A 15,677-nucleotide genomic window follows, 5' to 3' on the forward strand; every position below is an offset into this window, starting at 1 on the left:
GCTCCGGCGCATCCCCACCCCCCGCGTGGACCGTCCTCCGGGAAACGCACCCCCGAGCCCAGCGCACACGCGCAAGGTCCCGAGGGGAAGGACGGCCAGGCTGCGCCTCTTCAGCTCAGCGACTTCAGGTCCAGGCCCAGCTCGTGGCGGTAGCGCTCGAAGCACCGCGCGCCCGCGGTCAGTCGCAAGAGCGCCCCTTCCGCCAGGGGCCTCGCGCACGCGGGGTTCGCCTCCACCAGCGGACGCAGCACCTCCTTGTTCCAGGTCTCGGAGTGCTTCACGTCCAGCGTGGAGTGCAATGCGTAATAGCGCCGCACGCGCATGTCGAATCCCAGCCGCTTCAGGCCCTCGTTGACGCACGCGGTGCGGCCCGGCGCCGTCTCCTCCACGATGCCCAGCGCGCCCACCGCGTGGTACGTGTAGCGGCGGTTGAACGCGAACGCGCAGAGCAGGTTCGCCAGCGCGTGCGCTTCCCACACCGTGTCCTCGTCCGTGGGCTTCAACCCCAGCTTCTGGGCCATCTCCGCGAGCATCGGTCCGTGCATCGCGTCCTCGCGCCCGCGGCCCATCTCGTCCCAGTAGTTGCGCGCCAGCTCCAGCTTCGCCCGCGCGGGCAGCTGCAACTGCGTCAGCGCCACCAGGTCGTCGAAGCCCGCCTCGCCCGCGACCTCCTGCGTGAGGAACCAGTCCATCTGCTCACGCGTGGCCTGCGTCGCGAGCCATGGGAACAGCGGATCATGCTGTCCGGGACCAGACTCCTTCAGATCCTCGAACCACGCGATGAATCCGTCCGCGTCCTCCGGCGCTTCCGCCGCCCAGGCCGCCACGCGCTGTCGCTCCGCCTCCACGTACTCGCCTTCGAGCAGGCGCAACTGCGTCTCCTCCTGCACGGCTGCCCGCCAGCCCTCGGTGGGAAACCCCGGTGCCAGTCGTGCGTGGTTGAAGCGCAAGAGGGTCCGGTGAAGCCGTTCGGACAGGCGTGCGTCCTCCGTCCCCGCTTCCCCAGCCACCTCGCCAAGCCCGCTCATGGTGCGCACCCTCTCTACACATACCGGAAGGCGGGAGTGCCTTCCGGTCACATGTATGGGGATGACCTTGCACACCGGCCACATCGCTCCCGCCACCTTCGCCGTCAGTCAGGTGCGTTGCGAGAAGGACCACGTTCGCTCCCGCGACTGCGCGTATCAGGTCGCATGGAACATCAACCCTCATATGAAGCCCGGGGCTGTCGCGTGGCGGCGTGCGTGCACGCAGCACCGCGAGTTCCTGCGTGCCCTGCGTGAAGCAGGCGCGGGCTTCTTCGAGCTGCCCTTCGTCCACGGCGCGTTCGACTCCGTGTTCGCCAAGGACAACGCGGTGCTCGTCTCCCAGGAAGGCGAGCTGCGCGCCCTGCTGGCCACCATGCGCCATGGCCAGCGCCGCAGTGAACAACTCGCGCGCGCCCGGTGGCTGGCCGCGCGCGGCTTCGACGTCATCGAGCCGCCGCGCGTGCACATCGAAGGCGGCGACGTGGCCATGCTGCCCGCGGGCCGGGGGGCCCTGCTGGGCTGGGGCATGCGCTCCACGCAGCGCGCCGCGGGCGTGCTGGAGGCGTTCCTCGCCGCGCCCGTCACGCCGCTGGAGCTGTGCGACCCGTACCTCTACCACCTGGACACCGCGCTCGCCGTCCTGTCCGACGGCACCGCGCTGGTGTGTCTGGAGGCCTTCACGCCGGAGTCGCTGCGCATGCTGGAGCGCACGGAGGGCATCCAGCAGGTGATTCCCATCGCGCGCGAGGACGCGCTCGCGTTCGGGCTCAATCTGGTGGAGGTGGGAAACACCGTCATCGTCGGCGCGCGCGTGCCTCGTGTGGAGGCGGTGCTGCGCGGCCTGGGGCGCCGGCCCATCAGCGTGCGGTTGGATCAGTTCCACCTGGCCGGTGGCAGCGCGGCGTGCCTGGTGGCGCGCGTGCACACCCTGCCGCCCCTGTCCGCCCGGCGCTTTCGAGAGGAGCAGGAGCAGGACGTGGCCCAGCCGCTCTCCGCGTGACGTGCGGTGGAAACGAAGAACCTCCCCGGGCGGCGAAGCGCGCGGGGAGGTCCGGGGTGAAGCGGGGAGGAAGACTCAGGACTGTTCGCTGGGGACTTCCGGTGCGCTCAGCCCTTCGGCCTGCTGGAAGCGGCGCGGGTGGCCGTCGCCGCGGGTGCCGCCGGAGAGCTTGTCCACCCAGGGGTACTTCTGCGCCTCTTCCGCCGTGTAGCCCAGGTTGAAGACGGTGGCGCTCTTGGGCTTGTCGGAGGCCTTCTCGTACAGCGTGCCGAACACGCGGTCCCAGAAGTAGTTCGTGATGCCGTAGTTGCCCTGCTCATTGTGGAAGTGGTGGGACATGTGCAGCCGCTTGATGTCCTTCAGCCACTTCTGCTGCGGGGCGTAGTTGAGGTGCTGGATGCAGTGGCAGAACTCGTAGAAGCACGTGGTCACCATGCCCCAGCCCAGCGCCGCCGCCGCGCCGGACCGGCCGCCGATGAGGTAGCCGATGGGCGTGAGCACCAGCGCGATGGTGGGCAGCGTGGTGTGCAGCGCGCCGAAGAGCACGCGCAGGTCGTGCGGGTCCTGGTGGTGGTCGAAGTGGATGCGCTTCCACGTCACCGCCGTCGCCGCGGACTTGTAGAGAAAGCGCCCGTGCAGGATGTACCGGTGGATGAGGTACCAGCCGAACGGGTACGCCACCGTGGCCAGCAGCACCGCCGCGCCCATGCGCACCGGCGCGTCGAACCACTTCACCGACAGCACGATGCAGGTGATGCCGATGAGGATGTAGGCGACGACGGCGTAGTAGGTGAAGAACGAGTAGACCAGGTCGCGCAGCGACATCCGGTCCAGGTTGTGCTTCCGGTTCAGGAAAGAGACCGCCACGGGGATTCCCTCACTATCCGCTCCGCCGCGGGTCCCGGGCTGCCGGGGTGCGCGGGGCTCGAAGGCTTGCTCGCATCCCGGCCCTTAGGGTGATGCGGTGGTTCCTGAGCTATCAGTCAAGAGGCCCCTTGGCCCAGGAACGGTGTGGGCTCTCTTAGCGCCTTCCTGGAGGCGTTGAGAAGCTCCTCTATTGCCGCGCCCACACATTGTCCGGCTGCCCGCCCCACATCCGACCCGGGGTCGGACTTCCGTGCGGGAAGTCCACACCCCACCTTTCCGCCCACAGGCGCGAGCGATCGCGCGAGGGGGCAGACAGATGGCGCGCAAGGCACAGGGACAGCAGGGCAGTGGGACCCAGGCGGGGGAACGCCCCGCGCGGCGGAAGACGGCCACCCGGAAGACGGCGGGCGCTTCCCCCAGCGAGGGCCGACTGGAGCTGCGCCGGGACGTCGCGGAGTACCGCGCCGCCGCGGAGGCTCAGGCCGACATCGTGCGCGAGCGCATCAACGCCGCGCTGGAGGTCAGCCGCCGCACGCGCGAGGAGATTGAACAGCGCATCGCCAGCGAGCTGCACACGCCCCGCGTCACCGCGAAGAAGGCCGCGGCTCCGGCGCGCAAGCGCACCCGCGCCTCCACGCGCGCGTCGGCGAAGTAGGGCGCGGCCCCACAGGCCCCCAGGTCCCGGGGCCGGTCTTCAGGAGCGGACCGCGGGAGCCCGCGCGGCCTGCGCCGCTCCCTCCGGGCCGGAGGACTCCAGGTCCAGGGCGGAGAGCTTGTCCGCCAGCGCCTGGACGCGGTCGCCGCTGCCGCCGCCATCCAGGGGGGACGCGGCGCGGGCGCCGATGAAGCACACGCGGGCCCGCTCCAGCAGGGCCACCTGTGCGTGCAGCTGCGCGAAGAGGCGCTCCTGCCGGCGCGACAGCGCATCCAGGTGGTTGAGCTCCTCACCCAGCGACGCGGCGGCGCGCTCCAACTGGCGGCGGGCCACGCCGTCCTGCGCGTCCTGGGCGCGCTTCTTCAACTCCTGCACCTGCGAGTCCACGCTCCCCTGGGACGCGGAGGTCAGCTGCGCCTCCAGCTCCGTGTGGGACTCGGCCAGGGTGAAGGCGTCCCGGGCCAGCTTTCCGAGCACGGCCTGGAGCTTCTCCAGCCCCGGGCCCCGGGCCAGCTTTTGCGCCTCGTCCTGGCACTGGCGGTAGAGCGTGAGCGCCCGGGCCACCAGGCCGCGCACCTCGCCGGAGAGCGTGGCCTCCAGGCGCATGCCCCGGGTGGCCACCGCGTCCAGGTCCATGGCCAGGTTCGCCGGCAGCGTGCCGATGCTCCAGAACAGCGCCACCACGGCGTAGTCCACCATCAGCGGGAAGTAGCCCCACGCCGGGAGGAAGCGCGCGTCGAGCACCTGGTGCACGTACAGCCCCAGCGCGGTGGTGACGGCCGCGGCCCCGGCGCACAGCGCGACCTGGAGCGGCGTGCCCACGCTGTCGCGCCCGTTGCCCCGCCACGCCAGCAGCCCCGCGGCGATGGCGCCCGCCACCGCGTGTGTCCAGGGCGACCCGAGCCCCAGCACATAGGGCAGGGCGGGCAGCAGCACCATCCCCGCGCGCACCAGGAGGTTCTCCGCCGCCTTCGGCTTCACCGCGGTGATGGCCGCCGCCATCAGCGCGAAGTAGCCCGGCTCCACCGGCACGCGCAGCACCTGCCGCGCCACGCCGGCCACCAGCGCCATGGCCCCGGCGCCCACGAGCGCGTACAGGCAGCGCGACTCGAAGTCCTCTCGCCGGATGAGTTGGATGGAGAGCGACATGGCGCACCGTGCTCCGGACCGCGGGGGGACTAGTAGCTGTTGTTCTGCCCGAAGTTCTTCATCGTCTTCTTCTTGAGGTTGAGGGCCTCCTGCCGGACCTCGGAATCACTCTGGGCACTGCCATAGGCTGCCTGGGTCTTGTCCAGGTCCGCAAGCTCCCCCGCGAGCGCGGACGACGAAGCGCCGAACAGTTTACGCGCGTTGGTCAGGAAGCTGAGCGCGCTCTCGCGGTTGCCGCTCTGCATCTGCTCCGCGGCCGCCTGGAGCTGCTGGGTGCCCAACGCGCGGATGGCATGGACGCGCACTTCGCGGTCCAGGTTCGCGTGCACCACCTGGGCGTCGTTCGTCACCTTCGCGGCCAGCGCCAGCGTCACCCACGACGGCTGGCCCGCCGCCACGTCCACGTACGACAACGAGGCATCCAGCACCTTCATGTTGATCTCGTTCGCGGGCGCGTCCAGCGTCAGCTTCACCACCACGCGCGCGGACTGGCTGCTCGTCATGTCGTAGAGGGGGATGCGCACGGTGTCGCCGTCGCGCGTGGACGGCAGGCCCATCACCTCCACGCCGCTCACGCCGGGCGGCAGGGTCAGGTTCAGGGTCACGGCGCGAGCGACGGTGCCGGCGGCCTGCTCCAGTTCGCGGGTGAAGATGCTGGCCAGTTGCGAGGAGTCGCTGATGAAGCCGGAGAAGCCGCCGCCGCGCTCGGCCATGCCGCGCATCAGCGTGTCGTTGAAGCCCTGGCCCACGCCCAGCGCGCTCACGGTGATGCCCATCTCGCGCAGCTTGCCCACCTCGGAGAAGAGGCCTTGGTTGGACGTCACGCCCTCGGTGGGCTCGCCGTCGCTCAGCAGGATGGCGCGCGTCACCCGGAAGTCGCTGGAAAACGGGTGCACCGCGTTTCCGCCCGCCACCAGCCCGCCGCTCATGTTCGTGCCGCCGTTCACCCGGATGGCTTCAATGGTGGCCAGCAGCTCGCGGCGCGTCTGGTCGTTGATCAGCACGCTGGGCTCCACGGTCACGTCGGAGCCGTAGTGCGCCAGCGCCAGCCGGTCCCCCGTCTTGAGCTGCCGCACCAGCTCCTGGGCTGCGCGCTTCGCGTCCGCCAGCTTGGCTCCATCCATGGAGCCGGAGCGGTCCACCACCAGCGCCAGGTTCACCGGCACGCGCTCATGCTTCTGCGGCGCGCGCGCCTTCAGCTCGAACACGGCGAAGGCCTCGCCCGGGCCCGTCTTCACGTACGCGCCGGACAGCTTGCCGGTGAGCTCCACCGGGCCGGACGCCGGCTGGCCCAGGATGACGGGCAGCACCCCGTTGATGGGCGCCTCACCCGGCTGGGCCACGGTGTGGGTCTGGTCCACGGTGCTCGTGGCCACGGGGGCCGTCGCGACCCGGTGCAGGTGTCCGTTGGGGAGCCGCTGTTCGACGACCGGCGGGTGCGACGAGGTCTTCGCGAAGAACGAGCGCGCGTCGAGCGCCAGCGCGCCCACGAACAGCAGGCCAGCGAGAGTCAGCAACAGTTTGGTGCGGTTCATGCGCGGCGGACCTTCCCCCAAGGGGTGCGAGCGGACGAGCACACGCTCGCAGGCCCGTCACGCGGGCGCATCGGTCAGCGGGAGGACCCTCCTCCCGATGACCGATGGGGGGACCTGGACCCGCGGCCCCCGGTGTCAGGCGGCGTCCGGCGGACCGTGCCGCACCAGCTCCTCCACGGCGCCGCGCACGCGCGCCTCGTCGAAGGGCTTCTCCAGGAGCGGGTTGGGGATGTGCTCCAGGAAGTCGCGCGCGCCCGCGGTGAAAGCGCCGCCGGACACGAAGATGAAGCGGCGCTCCAGGCCCGGGTGTGCGCGCCGCACGGCCTCGTACACGTCGCGGCCGGCCAGGTCCGGCATCATCACGTCGCACAGCACCGCGTCGAAGCCCGGCGCCTGCGACATGCGCTCCAGCGCCTGGCGGCCACTCGTGGCCACCTCCACGTCATGGCCGCGCAACAGCCGCTGCAGCACGCGGCCCACCGCGGGCTCGTCGTCCACCACCAGCACGCGGCCCCGAGGCACCACGGGCGCGGCGGGCAGCGGGGCCTCCGGCGGACGGACGACCGGGTCGGGCTGGGGCGAGGGCAGCACCACGCGGAACGTGCTGCCCTTGCCCACGGTGCTGTCCACCTGGATGTCGCCGCCCAGCCCCGTGATGATGCCGTGGCAGATGGACAGCCCCAGGCCGGTGCCCACGCCCACGGGCTTGGTGGTGAAGAACGGATCGAAGATGCGCCCCATCACCTCCGGCGCGATGCCGCTGCCCGTGTCGCGCACCTCCACCACCACCTGCCCGCCGGACACACGCGTGACGAGCAGCACCTCGTGGTCGTGCGCGGAGCCCTCCGGAATCGCCTGCGCCGCGTTCACCACCAGGTTGAGGAACACCTGGCAGAGGCGGCCCTCGTTGCCCATCACCTGCGGCACGGTGCCGTAGTCCCGGCGCAGCCGCGCGCGGTGCCGGATTTCATTGGCGGCCATCATCACCACCGAGTCCAGCACCGCGTGCACGTCCACCGGCGTCATGCGCTCTTCATCCGGCCGCGAGAACGTCTTCAGCTGGCGGACAATCTGGCGCACGCGCTCGGCGCCCTCGCACGCCTCGCCCAGCACCTCCTGCCACTCCGCCACGTCCGGCGGGCGCACGCCGCGGGGGCCGGGGGACAGGTGGTGGCGGAACTCGTCCGACAGGAAGCCCAGGTTGGAGACCACGAAGGCCAGCGGGTTGTTGATTTCGTGCGCGATGCCCGCCGCGAGCGTGCCCACCGACGCCAGCCGGTCCGCCAGCGTCAGCCGCGCCTGCAACTGGCGCTGCTCCGTCACGTCTCGCGCGATGGATACGACCGCGGGCTGTCCGTCGAAGCGCAGGGGCAGTGACGCCAGCTCCACCACGCGCGTGCGCCCATCGCGCAGCACCAGGCGCCGCTCGCTGGTGAGCGGCGTGCTGTCTCCGGAGGTCACGCCCGTGCCCGGCACGTCCGCCAGGAACTCCGACAGCCGGCGGCCCACCAGCTCCTCCGCGCGCGCGAAGCCCAGCGTGGTGACGAGCACCGCGTTGGCGTAGACGATGTGGCCGTCGCGCTCGATGGCCGCGGGGTCGGGGAAGCCCTCCATCAGTGCGCGCAGGCTGGCCTCGGAGCGCTTCAGCGCCTCCTCCACCTGCCGCCGCTCCGTGATGTCGCGCGCCAGGCCCTCCACCGCCACCACGTTGCCCGCGGGGTCCGTCACCGGCGCCACCACGTGCTCCAGCCACAGCAGGCTGCCGTCGGGGCGCAGGAAGCGCAGCTCCACCGTGGAGCCATCCACGGACTGGGGTGACTCCAACAGCCGCTCCAGCACGGCCCGGTCATCCGGGTGCACCTGCCGGTACCACAGCTCTGGATCCGCGTAGTGCGCCTCCGGCCCCAGGCCCAGCTTCGCGTGCGCCACGCGGCTGACGTACGCGAAGCCGCGCGGTGCTTCCCGCCGGTAGAGGTACAGCACGTCCGACGCGTTCTCCGCGAGCTGACGGAAGCGGTGCTCGTGCTCGCGCAGCGCCCGTTCGGACGCGCGCCGCTCCAGCGACACGGAGATGGCGCCGCTGGCCGCGGACAACAGGTCCACCTCCAGCCGGTCCCACTCGCGCGCCTCGTAGCAGTTGTCGAAGCCCACGAACCCCACCAGCCGCCCCTGCACGCGCAAGGGCAGCACCAGCAGCGTGAGGATGCCCTGCGGCTCCAGGAGCTCCCGCTCGATGGTGGGGAAGGTGGCCACGCGTCCGGTGACGACCTCGCCGCGCTCCAGCAGGTTCGCCCAGCGCCCCAGGATGGGCCGCATTGGAAGGTCCTGGAGCATCGGGTTGTCGAGCTCCGGCGTCACGCCGGGCGCGCACCACTCGGCGCGCTGGGTGCACAGGAGCGCCCCCTTCGCGTCGGTATACGTCTCGAAGACGTAGACGCGGCTGGCGCCGGAGGCCTGCCCCAATGGAGCGAGCGCGGGGCTATACAAGTCGCCCCCTTCCGGCACCGACAGCAGGCGCTGCTGCATGTCCACCAGGGCGGTGAGGTAGCGCTCGCGCCGGGCGAGCGCGTCGCTCGTGCGCTTGCGCTCCGTGATGTCGTTGAGCGTGCCGGCCATGCCCACCAGCGCACCGTCCTCGTCGAGCGTCACCCGCGCGAAGACGTCCACCCAGCGGAAGCCGCCGTCGCGCGTGAGGTAGCGCACCTCGTGCTGCACGTAGTCGCGCTCGCGCGTGAGCAGCGTCTGGCACACGTCCAGGACTCGCGCCCGGTCGTCCGGGTGCACGAAGTCCAGCGCGGAGCGGCCCAGGCTCTCCTCCACGGGAAAGCCTGTCACCTCGGTCCACGCGGGATTGAGGAAGACCCACGTGCGCGCGGTGTCCGTCTGGAACACGACCTCCTGAAGCGTGTCGATGACCTGACGGAAGCGGCGCTCGGTGGGGGTGGTGCCGTCAGGCCGGGTGAACGGCATCTGCATGCAGGGGACTCGCGGTGAAAGAACTTGGCCGTGCGGGCGGAACATCCCGGATCACGGACGTGGACAGTCGAACGATTGAGGATCGCCGGCATGCAGGCAAGGGGGCCCGCGGGAAGAGCGTGAGGGTGGGAAGCATTCCCTGTCCTTGAGGATGGAGTGGGCTGCGGGTCCTGTCTTCCTTTCTTCCCGGGAGGCGGAGATGACACCATGATGCATGCGGAAAGCCTTGGCATGTCCGGCATCACCTCTTCAGCCTCGGAGGCCCGCGTGACGGATGGGGATGGCCTGTCCCTGTCAACGCGCGTCATGGACGCGGAAGGCGTTGTGCTCGTTGAGTCCACGGGCCGTGTGACTGTTTTCAACTCACAAGCCGCGGCGCACTTCGGCATCCCGGTCCCTCTTCACATCGAGCACGCTCGCCTGCCTGGGTGTGAATGGGTGCGGGACGACGGCACACCGCTGCCGCCGCGGGACTCGCCGCTGGCGCGAGCGCTGGCGGGCGAGCCGGTGGACGCGTCCCTGTGGCGCGTGCTCCGTCCGGATGGGACACGCGCCGTGCTGCGCTGCACCGCGGTGCCGGTGCGGGCTGGGGATGGGCCGGTGGCCGCGGCGCTCCTACGCACGCATGCCGTGGAGGCGGCGGTGCCCGCGTCCGTGCTGGATGCGTCGCGTCTGCTGGCGGAGGCCGGGGCGCTGCTGGGCACGTCGGTGGACGCGGAGGCGCAGCTGGAGCCGCTGCTCAAGCTGCTGGTGCCCGCGCTGGGGGAGGGGGCCCTGCTCATCCTCCGGACGACGGGCGCCGTGGGTGATGAAGTCCTGCGCGTGGCGGCGTCCCTGCACGCGGACGCGGGAAGGCACGCGCTCCTGCGCGACCTGCTCACGCGCTATCCGCCGGGCCCCTCCGTTCCGGGCGGGCTGCCCCAGGTGTTCGCGTCCGGGGCGGTGGGGCGGCTGCCCATCCTGTCCGAGGAGCACGTGGTGGCCATCGCGCGGGACGCGGAGCACGCGCGGCTCTTGCGCGAGGTGGGGCCGCACGGCTGCCTGAGCGTGCCGCTGGGCGCGCGCGGCAACGTGCTGGGCGCGCTGTTGGTGCTGCGCTCCAACGTGCTGCGGTCCTTTGGCGCGGAGGAGGAGCACTTCCTCACGGAGCTGGCCCACCGCACCGCGCTCTACCTGGAGAACGCGCGGCTGTACCGCGAGGCGCGCGAAGCGGTGCGCCAGCGCGACGAGTTCCTGGGCATCGCGAGCCACGAGCTGAAGACGCCGCTCACGCCGCTGAGCCTCAAGGTGCAGCTCTTGCAGAAGCAGGTGGTGGTGCTGGCGCGCGAGGGCAAGGACGTGCCCACCGACCGCGTCGCGGACGCGCTGGACGTGGTGCAGCGCCAGGTGCGCCGGCTGTCGGGCCTGGTGGACAACCTGCTGGACGTGTCGCGCATCACCGCGGGCCGGCTGCGGCTGGAGCTGGAGGAGCTGGACCTGGCGAGCGTGGCCGCCGAAATCCTCTACCGCTTCTCCGCCGCGGCGGCGCAGGCCGGCACGGAGCTGGGCCTGGAGGCGCCGGTGCCGGTGGTGGGCCGGTGGGACCGGCTGCGGCTGGAGCAGGTGGTGACGAACCTGGTGTCCAACGCGCTCAAGTACGGCGCGGGCCGCCCCGTCATCGTGAGCGTGGAGGCGCAAGGCTCGCTGGCGCGGCTCACCGTGAAGGACCACGGCATCGGCATCGCGCCGGACGACCTGGCGCGCATCTTCGAGCGCTTCGAGCGCGCGGTGAGCGACCGGCACTACGGCGGCCTGGGCCTGGGGCTCTACATCACGCGTCAGATTGTCGAAGCGTTCGGAGGCACGGTGCGCGCCGTGAGCACGCCGGGGGAGGGCGCCACGTTCCTCCTGGAGCTGCCCCGGGGCGACATCCCCGAGGAATGGCTCGTCGCGCACGCGGCGCCGGGGCCCACCCAAGGCGGGTAGGCGCCCAAGCAGGCCCGCGTCGCTTTCAGCTCAGGCGACCTCCAGCACCGTCCACTCACGCACCTCGCCCGCGAGCGTCACCTCCACGGTGTCGCCGGCCTTCTTGCCCAGGAGCGCGCGGCCCACGGGGGAGCTGGGCGTGATGACGGAGAGGAAGCCGTCGCCGCCGGGGCCGGTGAGCTCGGTGCCCGCGCCGGCGGGGAGCACGAAGAAGGTGCGCTCGGCGAAGCCGTCCTCGTCCTCGGTGCTGCAGTCCACCAGGGCGCCCAGGCCCACGGGGCCCTGACGCGGGAAGCGGGGCAGCTCCTTCTGGCTGAAGGCGGTGAGGGCCTGCAGCTCTTCCTGGAGGCGGCGGGCGCGCTGGGCCTGGCCGGTGGCGAGGCTGCCGTACTCGATGGCGGCGCGGCCGTCCTCCTTCTTCTCGGACTCCGTGGCGAGGCTGCGGGCGGCCTCGCGGGCATCGGCCTCCGCGCGGTGGGCCAGCCGGTCGCTCTGCTGGAGCCGCTCGGACAGTTGGTGGAGCAGGGTGAGCTTGTCGAGTCGCATGGGTATCGTTACAGGACTGTAGCGCCCGGTGCGGCGGCCTCCAGTTTTCAGCCCGGCGGGGCCCCGGGCTTTGGTTGAATGGGGCGCATGACGCCTCAGGAACGCTCGCAGAAGGCCCACGAACTCGTCGCCCAGGGCGCGGTGCTGCTGGATGTGCGCACCCCGGAGGAGTTCCAGCAGGGACACCCGGACGCCGCCCGCAACATCCCCGTGCAGGTGCTGGCCCAGCGCCTCTCCGAGGTCGGCCCGGTGGGCACGCCCGTGGTGGTGTACTGCGCGGCGGGAGGCCGCAGCGCGGTGGCCGCGGAGCTGTTGCGCAAGGGCGGCTTCCCGGACGTGTTCGACCTGGGCTCCGTGAAGAACTGGTAGGCGCGCCCGGGCGCCATGCGGACCCGCACCGCCGGCTTCCTCCTCGTCGCCCTGTCCGGCGCCTCCTTTGGTGCGTTGGGCCTGTTCGCGCGCCTGGCCTACGCGGCGGGCACGGACATGCCCACGCTGCTCTTCCTGCGCTTCACGCTGGCGGGCCTGGTGCTCGCGGGCGTGATGGTCGCGAAGGGCGGAAGGTGGCCCCGGGGCCGCGTCCTGGGCGGACTGGTGCTGCTGGGCGCGGTGGGCTACTTCACGGAAGGCAGCGCCTACTTCATCGCGCTCCAGCACGCGTCCGCCGGGCTGGTGGCGTTGCTGCTCTACCTCTTCCCCGCGCTGGTGGCCCTCATCCAGGTGGCCCTGGGACGCGAGCACCTGAGCCGCTCCCGCTGGCTGGCGGTGGGGCTGGCCCTGTGTGGCACGGCGCTCACGGTGGATCCCGGCCCGGACGCGAAGCCGCTGGGCATTGGCCTGGGCGTGCTGTCGGCGGTCATCTACGCGCTCTACGTCCTGTCCAGCGCGCGAGTGGTGGGGCCGGCGGGGCCGCTCGCGGCGAGCACCGTCGTCCCGCTGTCCGCGGGGCTCGCCTTCGGGACGCTGATGCTGGTGAAGGGCCCGTCCTTCCCCCAGACGCCGGGAGGCTGGGCCGCGGTGGCTGGGCTGACGCTGCTGTCCACGGTGGTGGCCATGCTCACGTTCTTCGCGGGCCTCAAGCGCATTGGCCCGGTGAACACGTCGCTCTTGTCCACGCTGGAGCCGGTGATGGCGGTGGTGCTGGGCGCCATCTTCCTGGGCGAGCGCCTGTCCTTGCGGCAGGGGCTGGGCGGCCTGCTCATCCTGGTGGCGGTGGTGGTGCTGGCCCGAGGCGACCCCGGCCGGCGCCCGGCGGAACCCGGGGCGGCCGGAGCCTGAAGCGCGCGAGCGGCTACAGGCGCTCGAGGAAATGGTGCACGTCGTTCACGAAGCGCTGGGGGCGCTCGGCGTGCGGCGCGTGGCCGGTCTCCGGGTAGAGCAGGTACTTGGAGCCGCGGATGGCGCGGGCCAGGGCGCGCTGCTCGTCCACGGAGAAGAAGCCGTCATGGTCCCCGCCGATGATCAGCGTGGGCACGCGGATGCGGCCCAGGCGCGAGGAGTGGTCCTCCGCGATGAGCCCGTCCAGCGCGTCCTGCCACACGCGCGCGGGCAGCTTGGAGCTCTCCGAGACGAGCGTGTTCAGATAGGACTCCGGCACGGGCGCATGGAAGGTGCTGGCCTGGAACTCGTGGATGAAGGCGGGATCCACGGGGTCGGTCAGCGTGTCGACGACCTCCTTGAGACCCAGGGCTACTTCATTGCCGGCCACGGTGGGCGCGGAGCCCACGAGCACCAGCCCCTTCACGCGGTTGGGGAAGTCCAGCGCCACCTGCTGCGCGATGAAGCTGCCCATGGAGTGGCCCACCAGCACGGCGCGCGACACGCGCTTCGCGTCGAGGAACGCCACCACGTCCTTCGCGAACGCCTGCTGCGTGTAGCAACACGCCGGGCGGGACGAATCCCCATGTCCGCGCTGGTCCAGCGCGTAGATGTGGAAGTCGCGCGAGAAGCGCTGAAGGTCCAGGTCCCAGGTGTGGTGCGAGTCCGTATAGCCGTGCAGCAGGACGACGACGGGCCCGTCCTGGCGGCCCTGCTCGACGTAGCGGAGCGTGACCCCGGTGGACAGCCGCACGGAGCCCTCCCGCGGGTTCGCACCACCTCCGCGGTCGGAGGCCTCCAGCGAAGCCGGAGCACTCACGAGGTCGGGTGCGGCATCCGACGCGACGTCGGGTCCACAGCCGGCGAACAGCAACACTGCGAGGAGGGGGCGAAGGGCGCGCAACATGCGTCAGGGCCTCACGGGATGGGACGCGGCGGGTAGGTCCGCCGCGAGGATGCACGCCATCCTAAAGTGACCTCTGACATCCCTTGTGCAAATCTATCCTGCCAGGTCGGGAGTGACCTGCCAGGGCGGGTCTTGCGAGCCCCCTCCTGAAGGGAGGCTCAGGGCCGCCGCGCGAAGATGAGCTCGCCCACGCCGCCCAGGCGCTGCTCGCGCTTGAGGATGCGGAAGCCCGCGGTCTCCACCAGTCGGAAGGTGTCGCGGTTGAGGCGGCAGCCGCCGGTCAGCTTGCGCCACGCGGGCGTCAGCAGGTCCTGCGCGGTGGCCACGGCCGGGTTCGGGGCCCGCACGTGCTCCAGCAGGCGCAGCTCGCCGCCCGGCTTGAGCACCCGCATCACCTCCGAGAGCGCCGTGGCCGGCGCGTCCACGCAGCAGAACACCAGGCTGGACACCACCGCGTCGAACGAGCCGTCCGTGAACGGCAGCGACTGCGCGTCCGCCTGGAGCAGCGCCACGCCGCTGCGCCGCGCCCGTGCGCGCACCAGCGCTCCCAGGTCCACGTCCACCGCGGTCACCGACGTCACCGTGTCCGGGTAGCCCGGCAGCGCCAGACCCGTGCCCGCGCCCACCTCCAGCACCTTGCCGGACAGCCCGGCCACCAGCTGCCGCCGGGCGGCGTTCAGCCCCACCCAGCCCAGCGGCGCCATCAACGCGTCGTACGCCAGTGCCTTCACGCGGTACCCCCCCTGAAGCGAAACGACGCGAAACGACGCGAAACGTGGACGCGCGCTACCGCGCTGTCTCCACCCGGCCCTGCGGCGAGGACGGCTTCTGCGAGGACGCGCTCGGCGCCTGCTTGCGCAGCAGGCCCCACAGTCCGTACGCCACCAGCAGCAGGCTGCCGTACTGCGCCGGCGTCAGGCCGAAGTAGCGCGCGTCCACGTACGACAGGTCCGTGGCCCGCAGGAAGTCCAGGCTGAAGCGGGACGCCGCGTACAGCAGCGCCAGCAGCGGCAAGAGCCGCCCCTTCATCTTCGGCATGTCCCGCAGCGCGTACAGCAGGCCCGTGATCGCGAAGAGCACGATGGCGTCGTAGAAGCCCAGGTCGTGCCGGTTGCCATTGGGGAACTGCACCGCCAGGAAGAAGTCCGTCAGCTTGCCCGGGTGGTCGTGCACCGCGAAGCACCCCAGCCGCGCCACCGCCCAGCCCGGCGCCACGCCCAGCGCGAAGCTGTCCGCGTAGTCGTTGAAGCGCAGCTTCTTCACCCGGAAGAACACCACCGCCGCCAGGATGCCGCCCAACAGGCCGCCGAAGGACGACAGGCCATCCCAGAACCGGAGGATCTGGAACGGGCTCTTGGACATCTCCTCCGGGTGGTAGAAGAACAGGTGCACCCAGTGGCCGAAGAGCATGCCGGCCGCCACCCCCCACATCGCGAAGTCCGCCAGCGGGTTCGGGTCCAGGCCCTCGCGCTCCGCCTGCTTCGTCAGCAGCCGGGCGGCCAGGAGGATGCCCGCCGCCACGAAGACGTTGAAGGGGTTCAGTTCCAGGGGCCCCAGCTTGAACGAAGGGGCGTGCCAATAGGGAATCAAGGGGGCTCCAGAAAGGCCAGGGATCCGCGCGGACATACTCCGGGCGGATGGAAGCCGAACAATCGGCGCATCCCGGGCTTCCCTCCACCTCTTTTTCCACTCCCCGCCCGCCGGGCGCGCAAGCCCCACCCGGACGCCCTCT

14 protein-coding genes are annotated in these 15,677 nt (G+C 71.5%); 5 read left to right on the plus strand and 9 right to left on the minus strand.

Going from position 1 to position 15,677, the window contains the following annotated elements:
• Positions 1–110: 110 nt before the first annotated feature.
• Entirely contained in the window at positions 111–1,028 is a 918-nt protein-coding gene (locus D7Y21_RS34245) for an iron-containing redox enzyme family protein (protein ID WP_121717923.1), read from the minus strand.
• A 61-nt stretch (positions 1,029–1,089) separates the two neighbouring features.
• Here D7Y21_RS34245 and D7Y21_RS34250 point away from each other — a divergent pair, with 61 nt between their 5' ends.
• Positions 1,090–2,028 carry a dimethylarginine dimethylaminohydrolase family protein gene (locus D7Y21_RS34250; RefSeq protein ID WP_120565427.1) on the plus strand — a complete coding sequence of 313 codons (939 nt, stop codon included), beginning with the start codon at positions 1,090–1,092 and terminating at the stop codon, positions 2,026–2,028.
• A 75-nt stretch (positions 2,029–2,103) separates the two neighbouring features.
• Here D7Y21_RS34250 and D7Y21_RS34255 read toward each other — a convergent pair whose 3' ends face one another.
• On the minus strand, positions 2,104–2,853 hold the full coding sequence (locus D7Y21_RS34255; protein ID WP_120565512.1) for a sterol desaturase family protein: 750 nt from the start codon (positions 2,851–2,853) through the stop codon (positions 2,104–2,106).
• Positions 2,854–3,211: 358 nt separating this feature from the next.
• Between D7Y21_RS34255 and D7Y21_RS34260 the strand changes: the two genes are divergently transcribed.
• Positions 3,212–3,550 (plus strand): hypothetical protein, encoded by a 339-nt coding sequence (locus tag D7Y21_RS34260; protein ID WP_233591758.1) that lies wholly within the window; start codon positions 3,212–3,214, stop codon positions 3,548–3,550.
• Positions 3,551–3,589: 39 nt separating this feature from the next.
• Here the strand turns inward: D7Y21_RS34260 and D7Y21_RS34265 are convergent, their stop codons facing one another.
• The 3 genes from D7Y21_RS34265 to D7Y21_RS34275 all read right to left on the minus strand — a co-directional run bounded on the left by D7Y21_RS34265 (position 3,590) and on the right by D7Y21_RS34275 (position 9,210).
• The gene (locus tag D7Y21_RS34265; protein ID WP_121717919.1) at positions 3,590–4,699 is read right to left on the minus strand and encodes a hypothetical protein; all 1,110 of its coding nucleotides are present in this window, start codon (positions 4,697–4,699) and stop codon (positions 3,590–3,592) included.
• A 29-nt stretch (positions 4,700–4,728) separates the two neighbouring features.
• Positions 4,729–6,234 (minus strand): VWA domain-containing protein, encoded by a 1,506-nt coding sequence (locus D7Y21_RS34270; protein WP_121717920.1) that lies wholly within the window; start codon positions 6,232–6,234, stop codon positions 4,729–4,731.
• Between the two features lie 135 nt (positions 6,235–6,369).
• A complete protein-coding gene (locus tag D7Y21_RS34275; RefSeq protein WP_121717921.1) occupies positions 6,370–9,210 on the minus strand; it encodes a PAS domain S-box protein in 2,841 nt (946 codons plus the stop codon).
• Positions 9,211–9,441: 231 nt separating this feature from the next.
• On the opposite strand from D7Y21_RS34275, the gene D7Y21_RS43140 reads away from it, so the two are divergent.
• Positions 9,442–11,175, plus strand: a complete 1,734-nt coding sequence (locus D7Y21_RS43140; protein WP_304984715.1) for a HAMP domain-containing sensor histidine kinase — start codon at positions 9,442–9,444, stop codon at positions 11,173–11,175.
• Positions 11,176–11,205: 30 nt separating this feature from the next.
• Here the strand turns inward: D7Y21_RS43140 and D7Y21_RS34285 are convergent, their stop codons facing one another.
• A complete protein-coding gene (locus D7Y21_RS34285; protein ID WP_120526938.1) occupies positions 11,206–11,721 on the minus strand; it encodes a GreA/GreB family elongation factor in 516 nt (171 codons plus the stop codon).
• Between the two features lie 87 nt (positions 11,722–11,808).
• On the opposite strand from D7Y21_RS34285, the gene D7Y21_RS34290 reads away from it, so the two are divergent.
• Together D7Y21_RS34290 and D7Y21_RS34295 are read left to right on the plus strand one after the other, a co-directional pair.
• Positions 11,809–12,090, plus strand: coding sequence for a rhodanese-like domain-containing protein (locus D7Y21_RS34290; protein ID WP_014400616.1), 282 nt, complete (start codon positions 11,809–11,811; stop codon positions 12,088–12,090).
• Positions 12,091–12,105: 15 nt separating this feature from the next.
• Positions 12,106–12,999 carry a DMT family transporter gene (locus D7Y21_RS34295; protein ID WP_120565422.1) on the plus strand — a complete coding sequence of 298 codons (894 nt, stop codon included), beginning with the start codon at positions 12,106–12,108 and terminating at the stop codon, positions 12,997–12,999.
• Between the two features lie 13 nt (positions 13,000–13,012).
• Here D7Y21_RS34295 and D7Y21_RS34300 read toward each other — a convergent pair whose 3' ends face one another.
• From D7Y21_RS34300 to D7Y21_RS34310, 3 genes are all read right to left on the minus strand, one after another.
• The gene (locus D7Y21_RS34300) at positions 13,013–13,945 is read right to left on the minus strand and encodes an alpha/beta fold hydrolase (protein WP_121717922.1); all 933 of its coding nucleotides are present in this window, start codon (positions 13,943–13,945) and stop codon (positions 13,013–13,015) included.
• Positions 13,946–14,103: 158 nt separating this feature from the next.
• A complete protein-coding gene (locus tag D7Y21_RS34305) occupies positions 14,104–14,676 on the minus strand; it encodes a class I SAM-dependent methyltransferase (protein WP_120565420.1) in 573 nt (190 codons plus the stop codon).
• A 55-nt stretch (positions 14,677–14,731) separates the two neighbouring features.
• Positions 14,732–15,535, minus strand: a complete 804-nt coding sequence (locus D7Y21_RS34310) for a prolipoprotein diacylglyceryl transferase (protein WP_199724540.1) — start codon at positions 15,533–15,535, stop codon at positions 14,732–14,734.
• Positions 15,536–15,677: the final 142 nt, after the last annotated feature.

The organism is Corallococcus sp. AB045, from assembly GCF_003668895.1.
GTDB classification, from domain to species: Bacteria; Myxococcota; Myxococcia; order Myxococcales; family Myxococcaceae; genus Corallococcus; species Corallococcus coralloides.

Excerpts from the sequence above, each read along its gene's own strand:
- D7Y21_RS34300 (WP_121717922.1), bottom strand. The coding sequence starts at position 13,945 with ATGTTGCGCGCCCTTCGCCCCCTCCTCGCAGTGTTGCTGTTCGCCGGC.
- D7Y21_RS34275 (WP_121717921.1), bottom strand. The coding sequence starts at position 9,210 with ATGCAGATGCCGTTCACCCGGCCTGACGGCACCACCCCCACCGAGCGC.
- D7Y21_RS34255 (WP_120565512.1), bottom strand. The coding sequence starts at position 2,853 with ATGTCGCTGCGCGACCTGGTCTACTCGTTCTTCACCTACTACGCCGTC.
- D7Y21_RS34260 (WP_233591758.1), top strand. The coding sequence starts at position 3,212 with ATGGCGCGCAAGGCACAGGGACAGCAGGGCAGTGGGACCCAGGCGGGG.
- D7Y21_RS34285 (WP_120526938.1), bottom strand. The coding sequence starts at position 11,721 with ATGCGACTCGACAAGCTCACCCTGCTCCACCAACTGTCCGAGCGGCTC.
- D7Y21_RS34265 (WP_121717919.1), bottom strand. The coding sequence starts at position 4,699 with ATGTCGCTCTCCATCCAACTCATCCGGCGAGAGGACTTCGAGTCGCGC.
- D7Y21_RS43140 (WP_304984715.1), top strand. The coding sequence starts at position 9,442 with ATGTCCGGCATCACCTCTTCAGCCTCGGAGGCCCGCGTGACGGATGGG.
- D7Y21_RS34250 (WP_120565427.1), top strand. The coding sequence starts at position 1,090 with ATGACCTTGCACACCGGCCACATCGCTCCCGCCACCTTCGCCGTCAGT.
- D7Y21_RS34245 (WP_121717923.1), bottom strand. The coding sequence starts at position 1,028 with ATGAGCGGGCTTGGCGAGGTGGCTGGGGAAGCGGGGACGGAGGACGCA.
- D7Y21_RS34270 (WP_121717920.1), bottom strand. The coding sequence starts at position 6,234 with ATGAACCGCACCAAACTGTTGCTGACTCTCGCTGGCCTGCTGTTCGTG.
- D7Y21_RS34290 (WP_014400616.1), top strand. The coding sequence starts at position 11,809 with ATGACGCCTCAGGAACGCTCGCAGAAGGCCCACGAACTCGTCGCCCAG.
- D7Y21_RS34295 (WP_120565422.1), top strand. The coding sequence starts at position 12,106 with ATGCGGACCCGCACCGCCGGCTTCCTCCTCGTCGCCCTGTCCGGCGCC.